The following is a 23,379-nucleotide window of genomic DNA, read 5'->3' on the forward strand; positions in this document are numbered from 1 at the left end:
CAGTCATAAGGAGGCGGGCCCAGTGCCCGCCTTCATTTTGTTAAGGGCCCGAGTGGTCAGCCATGAGGTGAAGCGAGTGGAACAGAAGAAGCGGATTTGGGTGGCGGTTGGCGTCATCGAGAACGAGCGGGGTGACATCTTCATCGCCAAACGCTCCTCAGACAGTCACCAGGGCGATCGTTGGGAGTTCCCCGGTGGCAAGGTTGAGGCGGGGGAAGATCTGCTGGCAGCCCTGGACAGGGAGCTGTGGGAGGAGATCGGCATCCGGGTCGAGGATTGCGCCCCCTTCATGGAGTTGCATCATGACTATCCCGAGAAACAGGTGCTGCTGGATATCTGGAAGGTGACGCAGTTCAGTGGTGAACCCTTTGGCAAGGAGGGCCAGGAGTGTCTGTGGGTACCCCTGGCCGAGCTGGATAACTACCAGTTCCCGGATGCCAATGGCCCCATAGTCGCGCGGCTACAGGGTTTGGTCGCTAAAAGCTGACAACGAATGCGGTAGCGAAACGTTGATAACAAAAAAGGGCCATTGTGGCCCTTTTTTGTTATGGAGGGGGAGGGCTCAGCGCCACTCCTCTCCGGCATCGGGATCTGGCAGCAGATCCGGATTGAGCTCTCCCGGGATCCGCTTCTCTTCATCGGCCCACTCGCCAAGATCGATCAGCTGGCAGCGCTTGCTGCAGAAGGGGCGAAACGGGCTCTGCGGCCCCCATTCCACGGGGGTTTGGCAATTGGGGCAGTTGACCTTGGTGACCATGAGTTCCTCCACAGGCAAGAGATGAATGACGCAGGATGGGAGCCAGGCTCCCATCTCTTGGTTAGCAGCAGGCGAGCTGGAAGGGCACATCGCCAATGGGTTGTTCCTGGGTGGGCAGGAAGCGCAGCGCAAAGCGGTTCTTGTGGCCACTCAGGGTCGGGTAGCAACCCATGGCATGGGGCAAGCGGATACGGATCAACTCCGCATTCTCCGCCGTGTCCTGATAGAAACCATTGGTGGCGACCTGATCGCTGAAGTGGGACGCATCGCGCCACAGTCGCAGCAAGAGGCCAATCGCCCCCATCAGCAACTGGATGTCGCTCAGCCAGGCTTCCATCTGCGGGTGTCGCAGGGACGCCGGGGTGGTCAACCAGTGGTGCAGCTGAGGCACATCAAAGGCGCAGAGTCCGCCGGGAATGGAGAAACGCTGGCGGATGGAGCCGAGCAGCTTGTCTTCCTTGAGGCGAGCGCCGGGACGCGCGGCACCCAACAGCTTGCGGGAAAGCTGGCTGCTCTCCTGTTGCATCGCACGGATCTGGTCGAGATCGACATCGGGCAGCTCTGCCCAGTGGCCGAGGCGCTGACTCAGGCGTTCAAGATCCTTGATGAGATCCGAGCGCAGATCTCCCCGCTCGAGCAGTTCCTGCAGATCGAACAGCCCCTTGAAGAAGGCGATATGAGACCAGGGGTGATCGCTACCCAGATTGTCATGGATCTGGTTGAACAGTGATTCCAGACGAAGATAGGTCCGGCTTTTTTCGTTGAGAGGGAAATCGTAAATCATGCCTAATCCTGGCCAGCCATAAACCGGCCTAGTGTACTCACAGTTGCCGGGCTTGTTGAGTGGCAAATGTCAGATATGTTTGGTGCAGCGCCAGAATTCGCCCACGCAATAGCTCGGGAGAGCCGTCCCGGTTCTCAATGATGTCATCGGCGGCGGCCAAGCGAGCCATACGACTCGCTTGAGCGGTGACGATGGCCCTGGCCTGTTCACGGCTGACCCCATCACGACGACAAGTGCGGGTGATCTGTGTCTCCTCGTCCACATCGACCACCAGTACCCGGTTAGCCATGGCGGTGAGCCGGTTTTCAACCAGCAGGGGCACCACCAGCAAGCAATAAGGGGAGCTAGCCTCGGCGCACTGGCGCTGCATCTCCTGGCGGATCAGGGGGTGGAGCAGGGCGTTGAGCCACCCCTTGGCATCGGGCTCTCTGAACACGCGGTCACGGAGCTTGCGTCTGTCCAGTGCACCCTCTTCATCGAGTACGCCAACCCCGAAGTGCTGGGTGATGGCAGCCAGTGCAGGGGTACCGGGTTCCACCACCTCGCGGGCGATAACATCCGCATCAATGATGTCGATGCCCAGCTCGCCAAACAGATTGGCGACAGTGGTCTTGCCACTGCCTATGCCCCCTGTGATTGCGACTATATACATGGGTGAGTGTGTCCTGAAGTGATCGTTCTTTATTCGTCTTGCTGGTTATTGTGCCCCAAGCGGGGGTCAGAGCACCATGTGCAGATACCAGGTGGTGATGCTATCTCCCCAGAGCAGAGCGACCCAACCGGCGATGGCGAGATAGGGGCCGAAGGGGATGGGGTTGCTGTGCGCTTGGCGGCGGGAGGCGATAAGGGCTATGCCGATCACGGCGCCCACCAAGGAGGAGAGCAGCAGGATCAGCGGCAGCGCCTGCCAGCCGAGCCAGGCCCCCAGGGCTGCCAGCAACTTGAAGTCACCATAACCCATCCCTTCCTTGCCGGTGAGCAGCTTGAAGGCCCAATAGAGGCTCCAGAGCACCAGATAACCGGCCATGGCACCGATGACGGCATCCGCCAAGGGCACCTTCTGCCAGATGAGGTTGACCAGCAGGCCAGCCCAGAGCAGCGGCAGCGTGAGGGGATCTGGCAGTAGCATCTTGTCCAGATCGATGAAGGTCAGAGCAACCAGCACCCAGGTGAGCAGCAGATAGGCCAGCAGGGAAGGGTCAGCAGGCAGGCGGCTGGCCACGACGACGGAGAGCAGGGCGGTGAGCAGCTCGACCAGGGGATAGCGCGCCGAGATAGGCGCGGAGCAGCTGCGGCAGCGCCCCTTGAGCCAGAGCCAGCTCAATAGCGGGATGTTTTCCAGGGCGCTGATGGCATGGTGGCAATGGGGGCACCGGGAGCGTGGCACCATGAGGTTATAGGGCTCGGTAGGGGCGGACTCGCTCTCAGGATGAAAGTAGTCCCGATACTCGGCCAGCCAGCCACGCTCGAGCATGATGGGCAGGCGGTGGATGACGACATTGAGGAAGCTGCCAATGGTCAGGGAAAAGAGAAATACCAGGGTCAGGTAGAGCCAGGGCAGGCTGAGCGCCAGTTCAGTCATGGGTTGCATCGAGTCTCGGATAAGGAAGCAGGCAGTGTAGCATGACCCCGGCGGCTGAGGGCGCTGGCCCCCCGCCGGGATGGTTTGATCGCATTAGTGGATGACAGAACCCAGTTTGAAAATGGGCAGATACATGGCCACCACCATGCCGCCAACCAGCACGCCCAGTACCACCATGATAAAGGGCTCTAGCAGACTGGTGAGGCCGTCGACCAGATCGTCAACCTCCTGCTCGAAGATGGTCGCGACCTTGGAGAGCATCTCATCGATAGCGCCAGACTCCTCTCCTATCATCACCATCTGGATCACCATGTCCGGGAAGAGATCCACGGTGCGCATGGCGACGTTGATCTGCATACCAGCCATCACTTCATTGCGAATGGCCAGAATGGCAGTGCGATAGACATAGTTCCCCGAGGCTCCTGCCGCCGAGATAAGTGCATCCACCAGGGGAATACCGGCGCTGAAGGTAGTGGAGAGGGTGCGAGCGAAGCGGGCCATGGCGGCCTTGTGCAATATCATGCCGACCACGGGGATGGTGAGAATGAATTTGTCGGTGTTATCTCGGACTTTGGAATAGCGGCGCCAGGCCCGTACATAGAGGAAGATGGCCAGGGCTATCCCGCCGAAAATCATATACCACCAATCCTGCATGAAGCGGGAGATGCCAATGACGAACTGGGTGAAAATGGGCAGCTCGGCGCCGAAGCTCTTGAAGATGTCTTCAAACTGCGGGATGACAAACAACAGCAGGATGGAGGTCACCACTATGGCCACCAGGATCACCATACTGGGGTAGAACATCGCCTTCTTGATCTTGGATTTGAGCGTTTCGGCCTTTTCCCGATAGGTAGCGATGCGATCATAGATGGTCTCGAGTGCCCCCGAATGTTCCCCTGCCTCGATCAAATCGCAATAGAGATCGTCAAAATGGCGGGGGTGTTGGCGCAGGGCTTCCGACATGGGCGTACCGGTTTCGACATCGCTGGCAATCTGCCCCATCAAATCACGCATGCTCGATTTTTCGTGGCTACGGGCGATGATCTGCAGGCTCTGCACTAGGGGTACGCCAGCGCTCAACATGGTAGCAAGTTGGCGGCTCACCACGGCGATATCCATCGCCTTGATCTTGGCACCCGCCTTGGAGAAGAGGCCGTGACTCTTTTTGCCGATACGGGAGACGCTGACCCCCTGCTTGCGCAGCTCGGCCTTGGCCATATTGACGTGTTCGGCCTGTAGCTCCCCGGAGATATCCTTGCCTTTGCGATTGACCCCTTTCCAGCGGAAGGTATAGACCTTGGCGGGCTGGTTGCGCTTCTTCGATAGAGTAGCCATCCTTGCATCCTTGCAATGAGGGCCGCTTGATGAGCGGCGTGATAAGTCGGCGGCCTGACGAGCTAGTTGGTGGTGATCCTATTGATTTCGCTCAGACTGGTGACGCCGAGACGGGCTTTTTCCAGGCCAGATATGCGCAGGGTTCGCATCCCCTCCTTCTGGGCGATGGCGGCAATCTGCAACGAGTTCGCCCCCTGCATGATGAGTTTGGCGATATTTTCTGACATCAACAGTATTTCATAAATGCCGACCCGCCCCTTGTAACCCCCGGTACACTCCTTGCAACCCTTGGGTTTGAACAGCCTTACCCCAGCGGTCACTTGCTGAGTACTGAAGCCCAGCGCGGTCAGTTCGGAGTCGGGGATAGCTTCCGGTTCCTTGCAGTGATCGCACAGCTTGCGGGCGAGCCGTTGAGCCATGATGAGCGTTACCGACGAGGCGATGTTGAAGGCGGGCACCCCCATGTTCATCATCCGGGTCAGGGTCTCGGCTGCCGAGTTGGTGTGCAGGGTAGAGAGTACCAGGTGGCCGGTCTGGGCCGCCTTGATGGCTATCTCGGCGGTTTCTAGATCCCGGATCTCCCCCACCATGACGATATCCGGGTCCTGGCGAAGGAAGGAGCGCAGGGCGCTGGCGAAGGTGAGCCCTGCCTTGGGATTGACCTGCACCTGATTGACCCCGGGCAGGTTGATCTCTACCGGATCTTCGGCGGTGGAGATATTGACCTCAAGGGTATTGAGTATGTTGAGCCCGGTATAGAGAGAAACCGTCTTGCCGGAGCCGGTGGGTCCTGTCACCAGGATCATGCCCTGTGGTTTACTCAGTGCGGTCAGGTATTGCTGTTTCTGCGTCTCGTCAAAGCCCAGTTGCTCGATGTTGAGCCGGGCCGCCGAGGAGTCAAGCAACCGGATGACGACCTTCTCGCCCCACATGGTCGGCAGGGTATTGACCCGCATGTCCATGGAGCGGTTACGGGACAGCTTGAGCTTGATGCGACCATCCTGAGGCAGGCGCCGTTCGGCAATGTCTAGTCTGGCCATGACCTTGAGGCGGGCGGCGAAGCGGTTGGCCAGATTGACCGGCGGGGTGGAGGCTTCGTGCAATATGCCATCGATACGAAAGCGGATGCGGTACTTGAACTCATAGGGTTCGAAGTGCAGGTCGGATGCCCCCTGGCGAATGGCGTCCATCAAGATCTTGTTGATGTATTTGACGATGGGGGCATCGTCGTCGGCGGTGTTGACGCTTTCGTCAAGGCGACTGCTGTCGTCTGCCACTTCGAGTGCCGAGATCTCGGCCTCATCAATATCGTCCATGCCGAGGGCGTCATGCTCGCTCTCGAGCAGCTTGCCGATGGCCTGGCTCAGTTTGTCCTCTTCGACCAGCAGGGCCTCGGTATGCAGGCCGAAGCTGAAGCCGAAATCTTCCAGGGCCGCCACATTGGTCGGGTCGGACATAGCGATATAGAGGGTATGGCCCTGGGTGTAGATGGGCAGCACATGGTGCTTGTCGATCAACTTCTGATTGAGGTATTTCTGCGGGATCTCGGCCAGGTCGAAGGCGGCAAGATCCAGCAGAGGTACCCCATATTCCAGCTCGCAGAACTCGGCCAGCGTCTTGCTGGCGAGGATGTCGTTCTCGATAAGGTAGGTGACAAAGGGTTTGCGCTGGGCGCGGGCCTGGCTCAGATAGTGCTGTGAGTCAGACTCACTTAGCAGGGAGGAAGCGGCCAGGCTCAGGGCCAGGCCGCTATGGGGGCTAGAGGTCATGCGTTAGCAAATGCCTTGGTCAGTACAAGTAGCTGAGCTATTGGGTGCCCACAGGATTTGTCCACCACTAGCGGTACCAGTCAGAATATAGGTTACATTGTCGAATGGATCTGCGCCGGTTGCGGTTATAGAAACATCTGCCGGAGTGTCATCTACTTCCACCGATTTCACATAACCACTGGGGCCAGCGGCAGAAGGGACACCTCCTGAGCCATTGGCATTGCAAGAATCTATATCATCGGTTGTTTGATAACACACTTCGATGGCAGTTTTAACGCCGCCTGTCGCCGCAACTACCTCAGAAAACTTGGCTTTTTTGGTATAGGTCTGATACGCCGGCAGGGCGATGGCGGCAAGTATGGCGACGATGGCCACGACGATCATCAGTTCGATCAGGGTAAAGCCTGTTTGCTTTCTCATCTTCAATATCCTTATTTCACATGGGTCCTGATAACACTGGCGGTGACCTCACCGCTCTTGGCAGCTTAGCCAAACTGCTGCACTTGGCAACAACGCAATCCAGTTTAGTTGACGAGCATTAAACTAATGACATAAGTAGAGATAAATCAGAAGGTTAGTGGTTTCCTTTGGTTCCCTGTCATTCAGTCGGCTGTTCCGGTCTCTCCTTTTACCATGGGCGGGCCTTGCCTAAAGAAAAGGCGTCAATGGCGTCTTTTGCAAGTCGAGATGCGTCAGGGGTTGATTGCTGCCCCGGTATCGGGAGAAGGGGGAGATCGAGGGAGTGAGCCGAAAGGATTGAGGGGCTTGACTAAGGAGAGATCCCTGCCCCCGCTGGCACCATGGCTAGCGGGGGCAGGTGAATGGTAATGACGGCGTTGACGGGTCAGATAAAGCGCATGGAGAGATCGAGGGCCCGCACATGCTTGGTCAGGGCACCGACCGAGATGTAATCCACGCCGGTGGCGGCAAATTCAGCCAGCGTGTCCAGGGTGACGTTGCCGGATACCTCCAGCTTGGCCCGGCGCTCGCCCCCCTTGCCGTTCAGGGTGACCGCCTCACCCATCATGGCCACATCAAAGTTATCCAGCATGACGATATCGGCGCCGGCATCGAGGGCGAGTGCCAACTCGACGAGCGACTCCACCTCCACCTCCACCGGCTTGCCCGGATTGAGGCGGCGGGCCTCGCTCACGGCCTCCATGATGCCGCCGCAGGCGAGAATATGGTTCTCTTTGATGAGGTAGGCGTCATACAGACCGATACGGTGGTTCTTGCCGCCGCCACAGGTCACGGCATATTTTTGGGCATCCCGCAGCCCTGGCAGCGTCTTGCGGGTGTCGAGCAGGCGGCATTGGGTGCCGGTGAGCTCTGCGACGTAGCGGGCGGTCAGGGTGGCCACCCCGGAGAGGGTCTGCACAAAATTGAGGGCATTGCGCTCACCGGTCAACAGCACCCGGGCCGGGCCGTGGAGACGAAACAGCTCCTGATCCGGCTGCAAGATGTCGCCGTCCTGGACCAACCACTCCACTTGTACCTCGCCACCGAGCTGGGCAAAGACTTCATCCACCCAGGCTTGACCACAGAAGACCCCCGCCTCGCGGGTGATGACCCGGGCACTGGCCTGGCGATCGGTCGGGATGAGCTGAGCCGTGATGTCGGCGCGGGCGTCCGGTTGGTCTTGGGCGGTCAGGGCGCCCCCCAAATCTTCGAGTAACGCGGCGCGCACGGCGCGGCTGATGTCCTGTTGTAACATGCCTTTTATTCCTGCAAGGGTCTGAGAAGCAACTGCCTGTCTCGTTGAGTCAGCTCCAGCCGACCGAGGGCGTTCATGCCGACCAGGATCTCATTGCCGCTGGCGGCTGGATTGATGTAAACGGCCAGATCGTACAAGGTCAGCGGGCCCATCGCCAGGCTTTCTATCCGACCGTTGCCGACCAGAATAGGGCCAGCTGCCGTATTGACCCGACTCTGTCCCTGCACCACGAGCCCCAGCCGACTCGCCACCTCAGCCGGTATGGTGACCCGGGTGGCGCCAGTGTCGAGCAGCAGTTGCACCTCCTGGCCGTTGATGGCACCCTCCAGACGATAGTGGCCGCTGGCATCCATCGGCAGACGCAGTTCGCCGCTGGCAGTGACGCTGGGCTGGCTACCCGTATGGAAATAGAGGGTGAGCAGTCCCATCAGCGAGAGCCAGGTCAGTAGCCAGAGCCAGCGGGCCGCAGCAGGGGCCGCCATTAAGAGCGCCCCCCGGTGCAGGACAACAGCCCGGGCTGTGAACGCGGGGGGAGTGATAGCCAGACCCTAAGGGCGGTAATGCGCACATCCATACCATGAGCAAGAGAGATGATGACCCAGCCTAACACAGTATTTTCCATTGATTCAGACGGTTGGTGCGAGCAGGCCAGACGGGTGCCCTCTCCTCATCACAATGAGCGGGCCAGCCCCGAGGATGTCTCCTTGCTGGTGGTGCACGGCATCAGCCTGCCACCAGGGCAGTTCGGCGGTCCTCATATCGACGAGCTGTTCAGCGGCACCCTCAATCCTGATGGCCACCCCTATTTCGCCGAGATCCATCAACTGCGGGTCTCCGCCCATTGCCTGATCCGCCGCGACGGAGAGCTGGTGCAATATGTGCCTTTTATTGCCCGAGCCTGGCATGCGGGCCTCTCTTGCTGGGAGGGGCGAGAAGCGTGCAACGATTACTCCATCGGCATCGAGCTGGAGGGGACCGATGATCTGCCTTATAGCCCTGCGCAATATGCCGTGCTGGCGAGTCTCACTCGAACCATTCAGGCGCGTTTCCCGGCCATAGTGGCAGAGCGGGTGGTGGGGCACTGCGACATAGCGCCGGGCCGCAAGACGGATCCGGGCAGCAGTTTTGACTGGGTGCGATATCGCCAGGAAACAAACAAATCCTGCTAGTGTTGAAATTAAGTTTGTGTTTTTTAAATCAATGGCTTGCTAACAGTGCAGGCTATTTTTATTGGCTGTTACCCAAATGTTGTCTGTGATCTGGCGCAGAAATATTGGTCAGACCATTTTCTATGAGTGAGATCATGGTTCCCGAAGATTACCCATAAGTAGGCAGTTCACTTTCTTGATGCAGATCAGATTTTGGGTGGACATTTTCCATGCCCTCTGCTAATTTTCGCCCCATTCATGAAATTGGTAATACCAATTTAACAAAGCTGCCTCATGCCCTATCGTAAAGTTACTCAACCCAAATTGGCTGACGCCATCGTCGCCGAGTTGGAGCACATGATCCTGGAAGGCAGCTTGCAGCCTGGCCAGAAGTTGCCGCCAGAGCGGGAACTCGCCATCCAGTTTCAGGTGTCGCGCCCCTCCTTGCGAGAGGCCATCCAGCGTCTGGAGGCTCGTGGGTTGCTGTATCGCCGCCAGGGCGGTGGCACCTTTGTGCAAAATGGTTTGAGCAAGGGCATCGCCGATCCCCTGTTCGAGCTGCTCAGTACCCACCCTGAAGCCCAGTATGACTTGCTGGAGTTTCGCCACGCACTGGAAGGCATCTGTGCCTACTATGCTGCGCTGCGGGGTACAGAGGCAGATTTCGAGCGCATCCGCGCCGCCCAGGCCGCCATCGAGGCCGCCGGGCAGCAGGGATCGCTTGCGAGCGAGTCGAGCGCTGTCACCCAGTTCTATCTGGCGGTGGCGGAGGCCTCCCACAACGTGGTGCTGCTGCACCTGTTGCGGGCCATGGGTCCCATGCTCGAACAGAACATTTTGCGAAATAACGAAATTTTGAATCGCCGTCCGGGAGTGGTCGCCAAGATCCGTCGCCATCGTGCGTCGCTGATCGAGGCTATCCTGTCGGGGGCTCCGGAGCGGGCCAGGACTGCTTGTCATGAGCACCTGGCCTTTATCGAGGACACCTTGTTGGATATGCAGAGGGAAGATAGCCGGATCCAGCGATCCATGCGTCGGATCCGTCAGCAGGAAAACTAATCCCACAAGGCTTTATTGTCGAATTTTGCGCAACTTACATCCCGTGCAATAACAATAGGAACCAGCCATGTCTGATATCCTGAAGAACGATGTGGACCCGATAGAAACGCTGGAGTGGCTTGCCTCTCTGGAATCCTTGTTGCGTGAAGAGGGTCCGCAACGCGCTCAGTTCATCCTTGAACAGCTTACTGAGAAGGCACGCGTTAGCGGTGTGGAAGTGGCTGAGAAAGCGAATCGCGATTACATCAACACCATTCCTGCCATTGACGAACCGGCTTACCCGGGCGATCAGGAGATGGAGCGCCGTATTCGCGCCATCATCCGCTGGAATGCCGTGATGATAGTGCTGCGCGCTTCTAAAAAGGATCTGGACCTGGGTGGTCACATGTCCTCTTTCGCTTCCAGCGCCACCATTTACGAAGTCTGCTACAACCACTTCTTCCGCGCTCGCAACGAGAAGGATGGTGGTGATCTGGTTTATTTCCAGGGTCACATCTCCCCGGGCATCTATGCTCGTGCCTTCGTCGAAGGTCGCCTGACCGAAGACCAGCTGGACAACTTCCGTCAGGAAGTGGACGGCAAGGGTATCCCTTCCTATCCGCACCCGAAACTGATGCCGGACTTCTGGCAGTTCCCGACCGTCTCCATGGGTCTGGGTCCTATCGCCGCCATCTATCAGGCGCGTTTCCTGAAATACCTGACCGACCGTGGCATCAAAGACTGTGCCGACCAGACCGTGTACGCCTTCCTGGGTGACGGCGAGATGGACGAGCCGGAAGCCAAGGGCGCCCTGACCGTTGCCGTGCGTGAAAAGCTCGACAACCTGGTATTCGTGGTCAACTGCAACCTGCAGCGTCTGGATGGTCCTGTCGTGGGTAACGGCAAGGTCATCAACGAGCTGGACGGCCTGTTCGCCGGCGCCGGCTGGGACGTGACCAAGGTTATCTGGGGTCGCAAGTGGGATGAGCTGCTCAAGAAAGACACCTCAGGCAAGCTGATCCAGCTGATGAACGAGACCGTGGATGGTGACTACCAGACCATGAAGTCCCGTGACGGCGCCTATGTCCGTGAGCACTTCTTCAATCGCTACCCGGAAACCGCAGCCCTGGTCAAAGACATGACCGACGAGGAGATCTTCGCCCTGAACCGCGGTGGTCACGATCCTCGTAAGCTGTTCGCCGCCTTCTCCAAGGCCGCAGCGACCAAGGGCAAGCCGACCGTCATCCTGGCCAAGACCATCAAGGGTTATGGCATGGGTGAAGCGGCCGAAGGCAAGAACATTGCCCACCAGGTCAAGAAGATGGATCTCGGCTCGGTGCGTCACCTGCGCGATCGTTTCAACCTGCCGGTGACCGATGAGCAGATGGAAGAGCTGCCGTACCTGAAGATCGAAGAGGGTACCGAAGAGTACAAGTACCTGCATGCCCGCCGTGCCGAGCTGAAAGGTTATGTACCGACTCGTCTGCGTGAGACCACCACCACCCTGGAAATCCCGGCGCTGGAGACCTTTGGTCCGCTGCTGGGCGAGCAGGCCCGTGAGATCTCCACCACCATGGCGTTCGTGCGTTCCCTGAACGTGCTGCTCAAAGACAAGTCCATCGGCAAGCGCATCGTGCCGATCCTGGCCGATGAAGCTCGTACCTTCGGGATGGAAGGTCTGTTCCGTCAGATCGGCATCTACAGCCCGCACGGTCAGCAGTACACCCCGCAAGACCGTGACATCGTCTCCTACTACAAGGAAGACAAACAGGGTCAGGTTCTGCAGGACGGCATCAACGAGCTGGGCGCCATGTCCTCCTGGCTGGCTGCTGCGACCTCCTACAGCACCAACGATTGCCCGATGATCCCGTTCTACATCTACTACTCCATGTTCGGCTTCCAGCGGATCGGCGACATGGCGTGGGCAGCGGGTGACCAGCAAGCCCGTGGTTTCCTGCTGGGCGCGACTTCCGGTCGTACCACCCTCAACGGTGAAGGTCTGCAGCACGAAGATGGTCACAGCCACATCCTGGCCGGCACCATCCCGAACTGCATCTCCTACGATCCGTCCTACGCCTATGAAGTGGCGGTGATCGTACAGGACGGCCTGCGCCGCATGTACGGTGAGAAGCCTGAGAACGTCTTCTACTACATCACCACCCTCAACGAGAACTACGCCATGCCGGCCATGCCGGAAGGCGCCGAGGAAGGCATCCGCAAGGGTATCTACAAGCTGGAATCCGTGGCCGGTACCAAGGCCAAGGTACAGCTGCTGGGTTGTGGTTCCATCCTGGGCCACGTCCGTACCGCCGCCCAGATCCTGGCGAGCGAGTATGGCGTCGGTTCCGACGTGTTCAGCGTCACCTCCTTCAACGAGCTGGCTCGTGATGGTCAGGACGTCGATCGCTGGAACATGCTGCACCCGACTGCTGCTGCCCGCGTACCCTACATCACCTCGGTACTGGGTTCCGAAGCCACCATAGCCGCGACCGACTACATGAAGTCCTTCGCCGAGCAGGTGCGTGCCTTCATGCCGACCGAGCACTACCGTGTACTGGGTACCGATGGTTATGGCCGTTCCGACAGCCGTGCCAACCTGCGTCGTCACTTCGAAGTGAACGAGTTCTATGTCGTGGTTGCTGCCCTGACCGAACTGGCCAAGCGCGGTGAGATCGACAAGCAGGTTGTGGCCGACGCCATCGCCAAGTACGGCATCGATGCCGACAAGGTTAACCCGCTGTACGCGTAAGAGGATTGAGCGCCCTGTCCGGACTTGCGTGCCGGACAGGGCCTTGCCCAGGTTAATGCGACATAAGGGTAAGAGGACAAACACAGGGTCCGGACGGCAACAACGAGCCGGAACCTGCTCTTGCCAAGGTTAACGCGACAGACGCGTAAGAGGATAAAGCACAATGTCCAAACAGATTATGGTGCCGGATATCGGTGCCGATGAAGTGGAAGTGACTGAAATCATGGTCGCTGTGGGTGACAAGGTCGAGCTCGACCAGTCCCTGATTGCCGTGGAAGGTGACAAGGCCTCCATGGAAGTCCCGGCTCCGGCTGCGGGTATCGTCAAAGAGATCCTGATCAAGGTGGGCGACAAGGTTGCCACCGGTTCCCAGATCATGATCTTCGAAGCCGAAGGTGCTGCTGCCGCCGCGCCAGCCCCCGCTCAAGCTGCCGCTCCGGTTGCTGCTGCACCGGCCGCTCCTGCTGCCGCCGCACGCAAAGACGTTCACGTCCCTGATATAGGTGACGACGAAGTCGAAGTGACCGAGCTGATGGTTGCCGTGGGTGACATGGTTGAAGCCGACCAGTCCATCATTGCCGTGGAAGGCGACAAAGCCTCCATGGAAGTGCCGGCACCCTTCGCGGGCCGTGTGGTCGAGATCAAGGTTGCCGCCGGCGCCAAGGTCTCCACCGGTTCCCTGGTGATGGTATTCGAAGTGGCTGGCGCCGCACCTGCCGCCGTGGCTGCCCCGGTTCAGGCTGCTGCTCCCGTGGCTGCTGCCCCGGTTGCCGCCGCTGCCAAAGAGGTCAATGTTCCTGACATCGGTGGTGATGAAGTCGAAGTGACCGAGATCATGGTCGCCGTCGGTGACAAGGTCGAAGCCGACCAGTCCCTGATCGCCGTGGAAGGTGACAAGGCCTCCATGGAAGTGCCAGCGCCCTTCGCCGGCATCATCAAAGAGATCAAGGTGAAGGCGGGTGACAAGGTCTCCACCGGTTCTCTGATCATGGTATTCGAAGTGGCTGGCGCCGCCCCTGCTGCCGCCCCGGTTGCCCAGGCTGCCGCACCTGTTGCCGCTGCCCCTGCCGCCGCCCCGGTTGCTCAGGCTGCCGCTCCGGCTGCTGCGTCCTCCGACTTCGTTGCCAACGATGCCTACGTGCACGCCTCTCCGGCCGTGCGCCGCCTGGCCCGTGAGTTCGGCGTCAACCTGGCCAAGGTGAAAGCCTCAGGTCGCAAGGGTCGCATCGTCAAAGAAGACGTGCAGGCTTATGTGAAGGATGCAGTCAAGCGCGCCGAGTCCGCCCCGGCCGCTGGTCAAGGCACTGGCAACGGCATGAGCGTCGTCGCCTGGCCCAAGGTTGATTTCAGCAAGTTCGGCCCGGTCGAAGAGCTGGAACTGACTCGGATCCAGAAGATCTCCGGTCCTGCCCTGCACCGCAACTGGGCCATGATCCCTCATGTCACCCAGTTCGACGAAGCCGATACCACGGATCTGGAAGCCTTCCGCAAAGAACAGAACATGCTAGCCGAGAAGCAGAAGCTGGATGTGAAGATCACCCCGCTGGTGTTCATCCTGAAAGCCGCCGCCAAGGCCCTGGAAGCGCACCCGCGCTTCTGCAGCGCCCTGTCCGCAGACGGCAGCAAGCTGATCATGAAGAAGTACATCCACATCGGTGTGGCGGTCGACACCCCGGGTGGCCTGGTGGTTCCGGTCGTTCGCGACGTCAACAAGAAGGGCATCCATGAGCTGTCCCGCGACTTGGCCGAGATCTCCAAGAAGGCCCGTGCCGGCAAGCTGACCGCTGCCGACATGCAGGGCGGTTGCTTCACCATTTCCAGCTTAGGTGGCATCGGTGGTACCAGCTTTACCCCGATCGTCAACGCGCCGGAAGTGGCCATCCTCGGTGTTTCCAAGTCCGAGATGAAGCCGAAGTGGAACGGCAAAGAGTTCGTGCCGCGTCTGATGCTGCCGCTGGCACTGAGCTATGACCACCGCGTCATCGACGGTGCCGACGGTGCTCGCTTCGTCACCACCCTGAGTGGTGTGCTGTCCGACATTCGTCGACTGGTTCTGTAAATGTAAATGAGAGGGCGAGCACAGAGCTCGCCCTTTTCACTTCTCATTTCATTAACAAAATTATAAACTTGCCCCGTTTTTTTCACGGCTGCAGCCGCCTTCTTTGGCATAAGACTGTGCTGTCCGGGGATATAGAACGACAAAGAGGTCATGATGAGTAAAGAAATCAAAACTCAGGTCGTAGTACTGGGTGCTGGCCCTGCCGGTTATTCCGCTGCTTTTCGTGCCGCCGATCTGGGTCTGGAAACCGTTATCGTCGAGCGCTACTCCACCCTGGGTGGCGTCTGCCTGAACGTGGGTTGTATCCCGTCCAAGGCGCTGCTGCACGTCGCTAAAGTGATCGAAGAAGCCAAGGCGCTGTCCGATCACGGCATCGTGTTCGGTGCCCCCCAGACTGACATCGGCAAGGTGCGTCTGTGGAAAGAGAAGGTCATCAATCAGCTGACCGGCGGTCTGGCCGGCATGGCCAAGATGCGTAAAGTTCAGGTTGTGAACGGCTTCGGTAAATTCACCGGCCCCAACACCCTGGAAGTGACCGGTGATGACGGCAAGACAGTCGTTACCTTCGACAACGCCATCATCGCCGCGGGTTCCCGTCCGGTGAAACTGCCGTTCATCCCCCATGATGATCCCCGCGTATGGGATTCAACCGATGCGCTGGAACTGACCACAGTACCGGGCAAGCTGCTGGTTATCGGTGGCGGCATCATCGGTCTGGAGATGGGTACCGTTTACTCCTCCCTGGGTTCCGAGATCGACGTGGTGGAATTTGCCGACCAGCTGGTACCGGCTGCCGACAAAGACATCGTCAAGATCTACACCAAGCGCGTTGCCAAGAAATTCAACATCATGCTGGAGACCAAGGTCACCGCAGTTGAAGCCCGTGAAGATGGCCTGTACGTCTCTTACGAAGGCAAGCACGCCCCGGCCGAGCCGGTTCGCTACGACAACGTGCTGGTCGCGGTCGGTCGTGTGCCGAACGGCAAGCTGATGGACGCCGAGAAAGCCGGTGTTGCCGTCAACGAGCGCGGTTTCATCGAAGTGGACAAGCAGCTGCGTACCAACGTCGCTCACATCCACGCCATCGGCGACATCGTCGGTCAGCCGATGCTGGCCCACAAAGGTGTGCATGAAGGCCACGTGGCGGCCGAAGTCATTGCCGGCAAGAAGCACTACTTCGACCCGAAAGTGATCCCGTCCATCGCCTACACCGAGCCAGAGATGGCATGGGTTGGTCTGACCGAGAAGGAAGCCAAGCAACAGGGCCTGAACTTCGAAGTCGCCACCTTCCCCTGGGCAGCTTCCGGCCGCGCCATTGCGTCCGATTGCTCTGATGGCATGACCAAGCTGATCTTCGACAAGGACAGCAACCGCGTCATCGGGGGTGCCATCGTCGGTACCAACGGCGGTGAGCTGCTGGGCGAGATCGGTCTGGCCATCGAGATGGGTGCCGACGCCGAAGATCTGGCGCTGACCATCCACGCTCACCCGACTCTGCACGAGTCCGTGGGTCTGGCCGCCGAAGTGTACGAAGGATCCATCACCGATCTGCCGAACGCCAAGGCCAAGAAGAAGAAGTAATGCTCTTCTCGCACTCCATATGAAAAAGCCGCTCTTTTGAGCGGCTTTTTTGGTTTACAGGGTCTGCGAGCGAAAGCGCTCAGCAACGGCTCTGCTTGGCCTGGCCCGGCGGGCAGAAGGTACCATAGCCCCCGATCGCCATCCCTGACCCGGATATCGTCCAGGCTCACATCGACATCGTGCACCCGGAGAGAGCCACTGCTGCCGCCCGAGCCAGGATAATGCTCATCACCCGCTCGTTCATGACACTGCCACGATTTTCCTGATTATGCCGCAACGGGATAGCAATAAGGATGGGCAGGCACAGGGCTGCGGCATGACGTCAAGACAAGAGGGAGCACCATGGTGCTCCCTCTTGTGTCAAACATGCTCCATGTGGCTCAGAGCCGGAAGTTGCCTACCAGCTTGTCGAGCTGGCCGGAGAGCTGCTGCAGTCCGCGGCTGGAGTCGGTGAGCCTGTGGGCTATGTCCGTGGTCTCCATGGTGAGCTGGTTGATGTCCTCCACGTTGCGGTTGATCTCGCCCACCACGCTGGACTGCTCCTCGGTGGCGGTGGCGACCTGGATATTCATGTCGCTTATCTGGGTGATGTGCGAGGTGATATGACCCAGGGCCTCGTTGGCCTTGTCGGCTTGCGCCACCACGGCCAGGCTCTGGCTGCGCCCCTCGGCCATGGCGCTCACGGCGCGGGCGGATTGCGCCTGCAGGCTGTTGATCATTTTCTGGATCTCCTCGGTGGAGGCGGCGGAGCGGCTGGCGAGGTTGCGCACCTCATCGGCCACCACGGCGAAGCCACGACCCTGCTCACCGGCCCGGGCCGCCTCGATGGCGGCGTTGAGGGCCAGCAGGTTGGTCTGCTCCGAGATGCTGCGGATGGTATCGAGTATGCTGCCGATGGCATCGGTCTGACCGGCCAGGGAGCCGATCACCCCGGAGACCTCCTCCAGCTCATTGGACAATCCCACTATGCCATGGCGGGCTTGCGCGACCACGTCCGCGCCGGATTCGGCCTGATCGTTGGCCTGCTTGGCCACCTCGGCGGCCAAGGAGGCATTGCCGGCTATCTCGCCGACGGTGGCGCCCATCTCGTGAATGGCGGTGGCGACCTGCACGGTGCGATCCCGCTGGGCGGTGCAGTTGTGTTGGGTGAGCTGAGCCTGGTTGGCGACGTCGGCAGCCGTGCTCGCCAGCTGGCGCGAGTTGCTCGCCACCTCTTCGATGGCGCCATGGATGCGGGACACGAAATGGTTGAAGCTGCGCGCCACCTCGGCCAGTTCATCCTTGCCCTCGATCTGGGCCCGGCTGTCGAGGGCCAGGTGTTCGGCCGCCTCGCCGATGTGCCGTTGCAAGAAGCTGACCCGACGGCGCAGGCTGGTCAGGATCTGGCTCGAAACCAGCAAGGAGATGAGGATGGCGACCACTATGATGATCATCATCTGGTTGCGGCCGCTGCCATAGCTCTCTTCACTGAGCTGGTTGCGCTGCTGGGCCTGGCCGATGAGGCCATCGAGCAAGGCGTTGGCCCCCTTGCGCATCTCCCCATAGGTCTGGCTATAGCGATCGCGATAGATGCCGCGCGCCACCTCCATCTGATCACTCTCCAGCGCCTGCAACATGGGGGTCAGCTCGTCGCGCTCCATCTGCTCGAACTGGCTGAGCAGTTTCTGGGCCTCGGCCCGCGCGCTGGGATCAACCTGGGCGTCCACCGCCTGTTGCATGGCCTGACGCATCTCGGGAATGTCTTCGGTGCGCGTCTCCTTGACCCGGGTCAGCACCCCCTTCTCGTCGCGCAGTGAGCTGTCTTGCAGCAGCATCATGTCGATGCCGACCCGCATGCGCGGGATGCGCGAGGCCACTTCGGCCATGGCCCGCATCGGCGTGGCCGTATTCTGATAGAGCTCATCGGCCTGATGCTTGATGTCGCCCATGCTGCGCAGGCTGGCGCCGCCGACCAGCAAGAGGGCAATACAGGGCACGGTGACGGCCAGGATGAGTTGAGACTTGAGGGTGATCTTTCCTGCGAGCATGGTGACTCCTTTAAGCTGCTGGGTTGGCCGCTAATCTAGCCGCTGTCGATGACAATTAGCGGTCTGGCACTGGGTGGGCCGCCGGATATCCCTACCCGGTCGATGTGCCCGCGCGGGGCCAGGGTCATCTCAATCGTTGCAAAGAGCGCCCCTGGCGCTCTTTGGTCAATGTCATAGCCGGAAGTTGCCGACCAGTTGATCCAGCTCGCTGGAGAGCTGCTGCAGACTACGACTCGATGCCGTCAACTGGTGGGCGATGTCCGCCGTCTCCATGGTGAGCTGGTTGATGTCCTCTACGTTGCGGTTGATCTCGCCGACTACGCTGGACTGCTCCTCGGTGGCGGTGGCGACCTGGATGTTCATGTCGCTTATCTGGGTGATGTGGGCGGTGATCTGGCCCAGGGCCTCGTTGGCTGCATCCGCCTGGTTCACCACGGCCAGGCTCTGGCTGTGCCCCTCGGCCATGGCACTCACGGCGCGAGCGGATTGCGCCTGCAGGCTGTTGATCATCTTCTGGATCTCCTCGGTGGAGGCGGCGGAGCGGCTGGCGAGGTTGCGCACCTCGTCGGCAACCACGGCGAAGCCCCGACCCTGTTCACCGGCCCGGGCCGCCTCGATGGCGGCGTTCAGCGCCAGCAGGTTGGTCTGCTCCGAGATGCTGCGGATGGTGTCGAGTATGCTGCCGATGGCATCGGTCTGGCCGGCCAGGGAGCCGATGACCCCGGAGACCTCTTTCAGTTCACCGGAGAGCCCGACGATACCGTGACGAGCCTGGGAGACCACACCGGCCCCGGCCTCGGCTTGTTCGTTGGCCTGCTTGGCCACCTCGGCGGCCAGGGAGGCATTGCCGGCTATCTCGCCGACGGTGGCGCCCATCTCGTGGATGGCGGTGGCGACCTGCACGGTGCGATCCCGCTGGGCGGTGCAGTTGTGCTGGGTCAGCTGGGCCTGGCTGGCAACCTGGGCGGCGGTGGCCGCCAGCTGACGGGAGTTGCTGGCCACCTGTTCGATAGAGCCATGGATCTTGGCGACGAAGTTGTTGAAGCCCTTGGCGACCTCGCTCAGTTCATCCTTGCCCTCGACCTTGAGGCGCTGGGTCAGGTCGCCATCACCGCTGCCGAGTGCCCGGAACAGGCGGGCCAGTTCGTTGAGGGGGCGGCTGACCGACCCCGCCAGCACCATGCCGAGCAGGCCCATGCCCAGGGCGATGACCAGACTGACCAGCACTATGTGCAGGCGGGCCTTGTCGAGTTCCCCATAGATCTCGGCCTCGGGCACCTGTACCACCAGGTACCAGTCGAGCAGCGGGATATAGGTGGTGGCGAGCACCACGCCCTGGCCATCGACCTCGGCGTGGCTGGCGGAAAATGCCTGCTTGGTGAGCAGTGCGGCGGCATCCGGGCCGGCCAGCTGACTCAGCGTATCCCGGTCGATGCGGGCGGCATCCGGGTGCAGCTTCACCTTGCCACTGCCATCGGTCATGAACACGAAACCGCTGTCGCCGACCCGGAAGTTGGAGAGGGTGGCGACCATGGTATCCAGGGACTTGGCGAGCCCGGCCAGGCCGCGACCATTGAGTTGCTGGAAGTTGACGAACAACTTCATCTCGCCATTGGCTTCGCGAAAGATGCTGAGCATCAGATCCTGGGGGCTCTTGGTATAGCCATAGAACCAGGCGTCCTGCTCCGGGGTCAGGTTGCGCAGGAAACCATCCTGGTTGTAGTAGGCGGCGCTCTGCCTGTCGGCGAAGGAGGCGGTCACCAGGTCATATTGCGCCGTGAGATCCTTGAGCTGACCGATAAGGATGCTCTCTTGCTCCTTGGGCATGCCGCGGGCGACCCAGTCCAGTACGAAGCGGTCATTGGCCAGCTGTTTGGCGGCGTTGGCCACCGAGTTGAGATCCTTTTCGATGTCCTTGCTGATGCGTTGGGTCAGGTTCGGCAGCTCCTGTTCGAACATGCGGCTCTCGATCAGCTGCTGGGCCGAGCGCTGACTGAAATAACCCACCAGCAGGCAGGAGAGCACCACGGCCAGGGTGACGGTAGCAATAATTTTCTGTTTGAGGGTCAGGCTTGCAAGCATGGCGTTGACTCGGGATCCGGTTGAAAAGGAGGTCATGATAGTAGCGGCCGGGGGAGGGCATTCTTGAGGCTGGACGGGTTTTTATTCAGGGTTTGCGTTTGCGCGCACAGCAGACGAGGGGGGCTCGGTGTCATCTGGCATCAGCGTTCGTGTGCCTGGGCCCTGGCTCGGGTGGAGAGGGGGCCGGGATCGGTGCCGGGCGCCGGGCGCCATAGCACCTGGTCGGGATAGAGGCTTACTGTTCCTTGATTGGCTCTTATAGTAGGCTGCAATCATTGCAATGCCGCATCGACCCCCATGGACACTCATATGTACGCTGCTCGCCGGGAATGGACCCGCACTCTGCTTCTGCTGCTCGGCTGTCTGCCGTTGCTTGCCCTGTTTGGTGGCCAGGCCATGGCGAGTGAACGCCCCAAAATCGCACTGGTACTCAGTGGTGGCGGCGCCAAGGGCTCGGCTCACATAGGGGTGCTCAAGGTGCTGGAGGAGAAGCGGATCCCGGTCGACATCATCGTCGGCACCAGCATGGGCTCCTATGTGGCGGGCATGTATGCCATGGGCTATAGCGCCGAGGAGGTGGAGCGCACCACGCTGGCCATCGACTGGAACAAGGGTTATCAGGACAAGGTGGGGCGCAACGAACTCTCCTTGCGCAAGAAGCAGCAAAATGAGCAATACCAGCTGCGCACCGACATCGGCGTCAACGGCAATACCACCCAGTTGCCGGATGGTTTCTTCCAGGGCCAGTCCATGGCCAGCCTGTTGCGTTTCGCCACCTCCAACCTGCCGGTACAAAAGAGCTTCGACGACCTGCCGATCCCTTACCGTGCGGTCGCGACCGACATGGAGACCGTCACCCCTTATGTGCTGGACCACGGTAGCCTGGCCAAGGCGATGCAGGCTTCGATGTCGATCCCCGGTGCACTCAAGCCGGTGGAGTGGGAGGGGCATATCCTCGCCGATGGCGGCTCGGTCAACAACATGCCGGTCGATGTGGCCAAGGCCATGGGCGCCGACATCGTCATCGCCATCGACATCGGTGCCAAGTTGCGCACCCGGGAGGAGCTCAAGTCCGGGCTGGCCATGATAGATCAGCTCACCACTTACATGACGCAAGTGGGCACCGACAAGCAGAAGGCGCTGCTGGGCCCCAAAGATATACTGCTGGTGCCTGAGTTCGGCGGCATGGGCATCGCCGATTTTTCCCTGATGCCGGAGGGCATTGAAAATGGTGAAGCTGTGGCCAGGCGGGCCGCCAGCCAGCTCGACGGGCTCTCGCTCTCCAAGGCGGACTATGCCGATTATCGCAATCAGAAGCTGAGTCGCCGCGCCGAGCGCAGCGGCCAGCCAGCCTACTTCATCGACAAGGTAGAGCTGGTCAACAAGTCCCGTCTCTCTGACGAGACCATGATAGCCACCCTCAAGGTGCGGCCCGACAAGGTGCAGACCAACGAGAGCCTGGAAGCAGGTATTCGCCGCCTCTACGCCCTGGAGTCCTTCGATCGCATCACCTATCAGGTCGAGGAGCGCAACGGTGAGAACGTGTTGGTGGTCGATGCCAGCGAGAAGAACTGGGGGCCGGGCTATCTCAACTTCCAGCTCGGCTTCTCCGATGATTTCCAGAGCGACTCCAACTACAACGTCGGCATGTCCTACACCCTGACCAATGTGAACGATCTGGGGGCCGAGTGGCTGACCGAGGCGTCGCTCGGCACGGCCAAGCACGTCAAAACAGACTTCTATACCCCGCTGGAGTCGTCGCAGACCTTCTATGGCGAGGCGAGCCTGGGCTATGACAAGACCCAGCGTCGGCTCTTTGTCTCACCGGACGAGGCGGGGTTCTTGCCGGTCGACTTTGTGGAGTCGGAATATAACTTCTTCAGTGCGGATGCCTCCCTTGGCTGGAACCGCCAACCCTGGAGCCGCGTCTCCATCGGCTTGAACGGCAAGATAGGCAAGATAGATCTGCAAAACTTCAAGGATGCCACTGTCGATGCCACCGCCTGGGGCCCCTACGTGCGCTTCGAACACGACACCCTCGACAGCCGCTACTTCCCCTATGAAGGGGTGCAGTGGGATGTCAGAGCGGGTTATACCCGGGTCTCAACGGACGATAACACCGGTCTGGATGGCGACAACCATTCGTCGGGTGTCAGCTATCACCTCTCCCTCATCAAGCCCTGGTCCTGGGACAGGCACAGTATCAACCTGTTGCTCGAGGGCGGAGGCCTGGACACCGATGAGGTTATCCCCCTCGACATTCAGGATCTCGGCGGCCTGTTCCGTCTATCCGGTTACCAGCGCTATGAGCTCTCCGGGCGCTACAGCCTGTTTGGTGGCCTGCGCTATATCTACCGGGTGGCGGATAACGACTTCGGCGCGCTGCGGGCGCCCCTCTATCTGGGCGGCTCCATCGAACGGGGCGGGGTCTGGAACAAGGGCGAGGATATCAGCCTGGAGAGCTCCATCCTCGCAGGTTCCGTCTATGTGGGGATAGAGAGCTTCCTCGGCCCCATCTTCCTGGGCTACGGCATGGCGGAGGGCGGGAATGATGTCATCTATCTGCAGCTGGGCAGTACCTTCGAATAGGGTGTAAATGCTGACAACTTGTTAAGTTGAATTTTCTGTGTTTTCTGTTAACAGCCAAAACATCAGCAACTTTAAATGGTTAGCTGGTTGAGGTGAATAAGTGTGCAGGGATTGGATTTTAATTACTCGTTAAAACTTATATAGTGGGGGGCACCCTAAGGGTGT

Annotated in this window: 18 protein-coding genes; 7 read left to right on the top strand and 11 right to left on the bottom strand. The window is 60.0% G+C overall.

Features of this window, described 5'->3' with window-relative positions; all coding sequences use genetic code 11:
• Positions 1-76: 76 nt before the first annotated feature.
• Positions 77-487, top strand: a complete 411-nt coding sequence (gene mutT / locus KYK33_RS02560; protein ID WP_224431928.1) for an 8-oxo-dGTP diphosphatase MutT — start codon at positions 77-79, stop codon at positions 485-487.
• 75 nt (positions 488-562) lie between these two features.
• Here the strand turns inward: mutT and yacG are convergent, their stop codons facing one another.
• The 9 genes from yacG to KYK33_RS02605 form a co-directional block, all read right to left on the bottom strand.
• Positions 563-757: a DNA gyrase inhibitor YacG gene (gene yacG, locus KYK33_RS02565; RefSeq protein WP_042041799.1), complete on the bottom strand. Its 195-nt coding sequence runs from the start codon at positions 755-757 to the stop codon at positions 563-565.
• Between the two features lie 61 nt (positions 758-818).
• On the bottom strand, positions 819-1,541 hold the full coding sequence (zapD, locus tag KYK33_RS02570) for a cell division protein ZapD (RefSeq protein ID WP_042041798.1): 723 nt from the start codon (positions 1,539-1,541) through the stop codon (positions 819-821).
• Between the two features lie 37 nt (positions 1,542-1,578).
• The gene (gene coaE, locus KYK33_RS02575; protein ID WP_042041797.1) at positions 1,579-2,193 is read right to left on the bottom strand and encodes a dephospho-CoA kinase; all 615 of its coding nucleotides are present in this window, start codon (positions 2,191-2,193) and stop codon (positions 1,579-1,581) included.
• A gap of 66 nt (positions 2,194-2,259) precedes the next feature.
• On the bottom strand, positions 2,260-3,132 hold the full coding sequence (locus tag KYK33_RS02580; protein WP_224431929.1) for a prepilin peptidase: 873 nt from the start codon (positions 3,130-3,132) through the stop codon (positions 2,260-2,262).
• Between the two features lie 84 nt (positions 3,133-3,216).
• Positions 3,217-4,458, bottom strand: coding sequence for a type II secretion system F family protein (locus tag KYK33_RS02585; RefSeq protein ID WP_224431930.1), 1,242 nt, complete (start codon positions 4,456-4,458; stop codon positions 3,217-3,219).
• Positions 4,459-4,520: 62 nt separating this feature from the next.
• Positions 4,521-6,227, bottom strand: coding sequence for a PilB family type IVa pilus assembly ATPase TapB (gene tapB / locus KYK33_RS02590; RefSeq protein WP_224431931.1), 1,707 nt, complete (start codon positions 6,225-6,227; stop codon positions 4,521-4,523).
• A 3-nt stretch (positions 6,228-6,230) separates the two neighbouring features.
• Entirely contained in the window at positions 6,231-6,647 is a 417-nt protein-coding gene (locus tag KYK33_RS02595; RefSeq protein WP_224431932.1) for a pilin, read from the bottom strand.
• A gap of 424 nt (positions 6,648-7,071) precedes the next feature.
• A complete protein-coding gene (gene nadC, locus KYK33_RS02600; RefSeq protein ID WP_224431933.1) occupies positions 7,072-7,941 on the bottom strand; it encodes a carboxylating nicotinate-nucleotide diphosphorylase in 870 nt (289 codons plus the stop codon).
• 5 nt (positions 7,942-7,946) lie between these two features.
• Positions 7,947-8,423 (bottom strand): retropepsin-like aspartic protease family protein, encoded by a 477-nt coding sequence (locus tag KYK33_RS02605; RefSeq protein WP_042041791.1) that lies wholly within the window; start codon positions 8,421-8,423, stop codon positions 7,947-7,949.
• Between the two features lie 111 nt (positions 8,424-8,534).
• Between KYK33_RS02605 and ampD the strand changes: the two genes are divergently transcribed.
• The 5 genes from ampD (at position 8,535) to lpdA (ending at position 16,516) form a co-directional block, all read left to right on the top strand.
• Positions 8,535-9,110, top strand: coding sequence for a 1,6-anhydro-N-acetylmuramyl-L-alanine amidase AmpD (gene ampD, locus KYK33_RS02610; protein WP_224432928.1), 576 nt, complete (start codon positions 8,535-8,537; stop codon positions 9,108-9,110).
• 273 nt (positions 9,111-9,383) lie between these two features.
• Positions 9,384-10,148, top strand: a complete 765-nt coding sequence (gene pdhR, locus KYK33_RS02615) for a pyruvate dehydrogenase complex transcriptional repressor PdhR (RefSeq protein ID WP_224431934.1) — start codon at positions 9,384-9,386, stop codon at positions 10,146-10,148.
• Positions 10,149-10,215: 67 nt separating this feature from the next.
• Complete coding sequence (gene aceE, locus KYK33_RS02620; protein WP_224431935.1) at positions 10,216-12,876, top strand: pyruvate dehydrogenase (acetyl-transferring), homodimeric type; 2,661 nt, start codon at positions 10,216-10,218, stop codon at positions 12,874-12,876.
• A gap of 163 nt (positions 12,877-13,039) precedes the next feature.
• Positions 13,040-14,935 carry a pyruvate dehydrogenase complex dihydrolipoyllysine-residue acetyltransferase gene (gene aceF, locus KYK33_RS02625; RefSeq protein ID WP_224431936.1) on the top strand — a complete coding sequence of 632 codons (1,896 nt, stop codon included), beginning with the start codon at positions 13,040-13,042 and terminating at the stop codon, positions 14,933-14,935.
• 153 nt (positions 14,936-15,088) lie between these two features.
• Positions 15,089-16,516 (top strand): dihydrolipoyl dehydrogenase, encoded by a 1,428-nt coding sequence (gene lpdA / locus KYK33_RS02630; protein ID WP_224431937.1) that lies wholly within the window; start codon positions 15,089-15,091, stop codon positions 16,514-16,516.
• Positions 16,517-16,896: 380 nt separating this feature from the next.
• On the opposite strand, the gene KYK33_RS02635 is transcribed toward lpdA, so the two are convergent.
• On the bottom strand, positions 16,897-18,543 hold the full coding sequence (locus KYK33_RS02635; protein ID WP_224431938.1) for a methyl-accepting chemotaxis protein: 1,647 nt from the start codon (positions 18,541-18,543) through the stop codon (positions 16,897-16,899).
• A gap of 171 nt (positions 18,544-18,714) precedes the next feature.
• Positions 18,715-20,625 carry a methyl-accepting chemotaxis protein gene (locus tag KYK33_RS02640; RefSeq protein WP_224431939.1) on the bottom strand — a complete coding sequence of 637 codons (1,911 nt, stop codon included), beginning with the start codon at positions 20,623-20,625 and terminating at the stop codon, positions 18,715-18,717.
• 309 nt (positions 20,626-20,934) lie between these two features.
• Between KYK33_RS02640 and KYK33_RS02645 the strand changes: the two genes are divergently transcribed.
• The gene (locus KYK33_RS02645) at positions 20,935-23,214 is read left to right on the top strand and encodes a patatin-like phospholipase family protein (RefSeq protein WP_224431940.1); all 2,280 of its coding nucleotides are present in this window, start codon (positions 20,935-20,937) and stop codon (positions 23,212-23,214) included.
• Positions 23,215-23,379: the final 165 nt, after the last annotated feature.

This window comes from Aeromonas rivuli, assembly GCF_020149575.1.
In the GTDB taxonomy this organism is placed as follows: Bacteria; Pseudomonadota; Gammaproteobacteria; order Enterobacterales; family Aeromonadaceae; genus Aeromonas; species Aeromonas rivuli.

Bases quoted from the DNA above. Each gene is read 5' to 3' on its own strand.
- yacG (WP_042041799.1), bottom strand. From the start codon at position 757: ATGGTCACCAAGGTCAACTGCCCCAATTGCCAAACCCCCGTGGAATGG.
- zapD (WP_042041798.1), bottom strand. From the start codon at position 1,541: ATGATTTACGATTTCCCTCTCAACGAAAAAAGCCGGACCTATCTTCGT.
- coaE (WP_042041797.1), bottom strand. From the start codon at position 2,193: ATGTATATAGTCGCAATCACAGGGGGCATAGGCAGTGGCAAGACCACT.
- KYK33_RS02580 (WP_224431929.1), bottom strand. From the start codon at position 3,132: ATGCAACCCATGACTGAACTGGCGCTCAGCCTGCCCTGGCTCTACCTG.
- KYK33_RS02585 (WP_224431930.1), bottom strand. From the start codon at position 4,458: ATGGCTACTCTATCGAAGAAGCGCAACCAGCCCGCCAAGGTCTATACC.
- tapB (WP_224431931.1), bottom strand. From the start codon at position 6,227: ATGACCTCTAGCCCCCATAGCGGCCTGGCCCTGAGCCTGGCCGCTTCC.
- KYK33_RS02595 (WP_224431932.1), bottom strand. From the start codon at position 6,647: ATGAGAAAGCAAACAGGCTTTACCCTGATCGAACTGATGATCGTCGTG.
- nadC (WP_224431933.1), bottom strand. From the start codon at position 7,941: ATGTTACAACAGGACATCAGCCGCGCCGTGCGCGCCGCGTTACTCGAA.
- KYK33_RS02605 (WP_042041791.1), bottom strand. From the start codon at position 8,423: ATGGCGGCCCCTGCTGCGGCCCGCTGGCTCTGGCTACTGACCTGGCTC.
- ampD (WP_224432928.1), top strand. From the start codon at position 8,535: ATGACCCAGCCTAACACAGTATTTTCCATTGATTCAGACGGTTGGTGC.
- pdhR (WP_224431934.1), top strand. From the start codon at position 9,384: ATGCCCTATCGTAAAGTTACTCAACCCAAATTGGCTGACGCCATCGTC.
- aceE (WP_224431935.1), top strand. From the start codon at position 10,216: ATGTCTGATATCCTGAAGAACGATGTGGACCCGATAGAAACGCTGGAG.
- aceF (WP_224431936.1), top strand. From the start codon at position 13,040: ATGTCCAAACAGATTATGGTGCCGGATATCGGTGCCGATGAAGTGGAA.
- lpdA (WP_224431937.1), top strand. From the start codon at position 15,089: ATGAGTAAAGAAATCAAAACTCAGGTCGTAGTACTGGGTGCTGGCCCT.
- KYK33_RS02635 (WP_224431938.1), bottom strand. From the start codon at position 18,543: ATGCTCGCAGGAAAGATCACCCTCAAGTCTCAACTCATCCTGGCCGTC.
- KYK33_RS02640 (WP_224431939.1), bottom strand. From the start codon at position 20,625: ATGCTTGCAAGCCTGACCCTCAAACAGAAAATTATTGCTACCGTCACC.
- KYK33_RS02645 (WP_224431940.1), top strand. From the start codon at position 20,935: ATGTACGCTGCTCGCCGGGAATGGACCCGCACTCTGCTTCTGCTGCTC.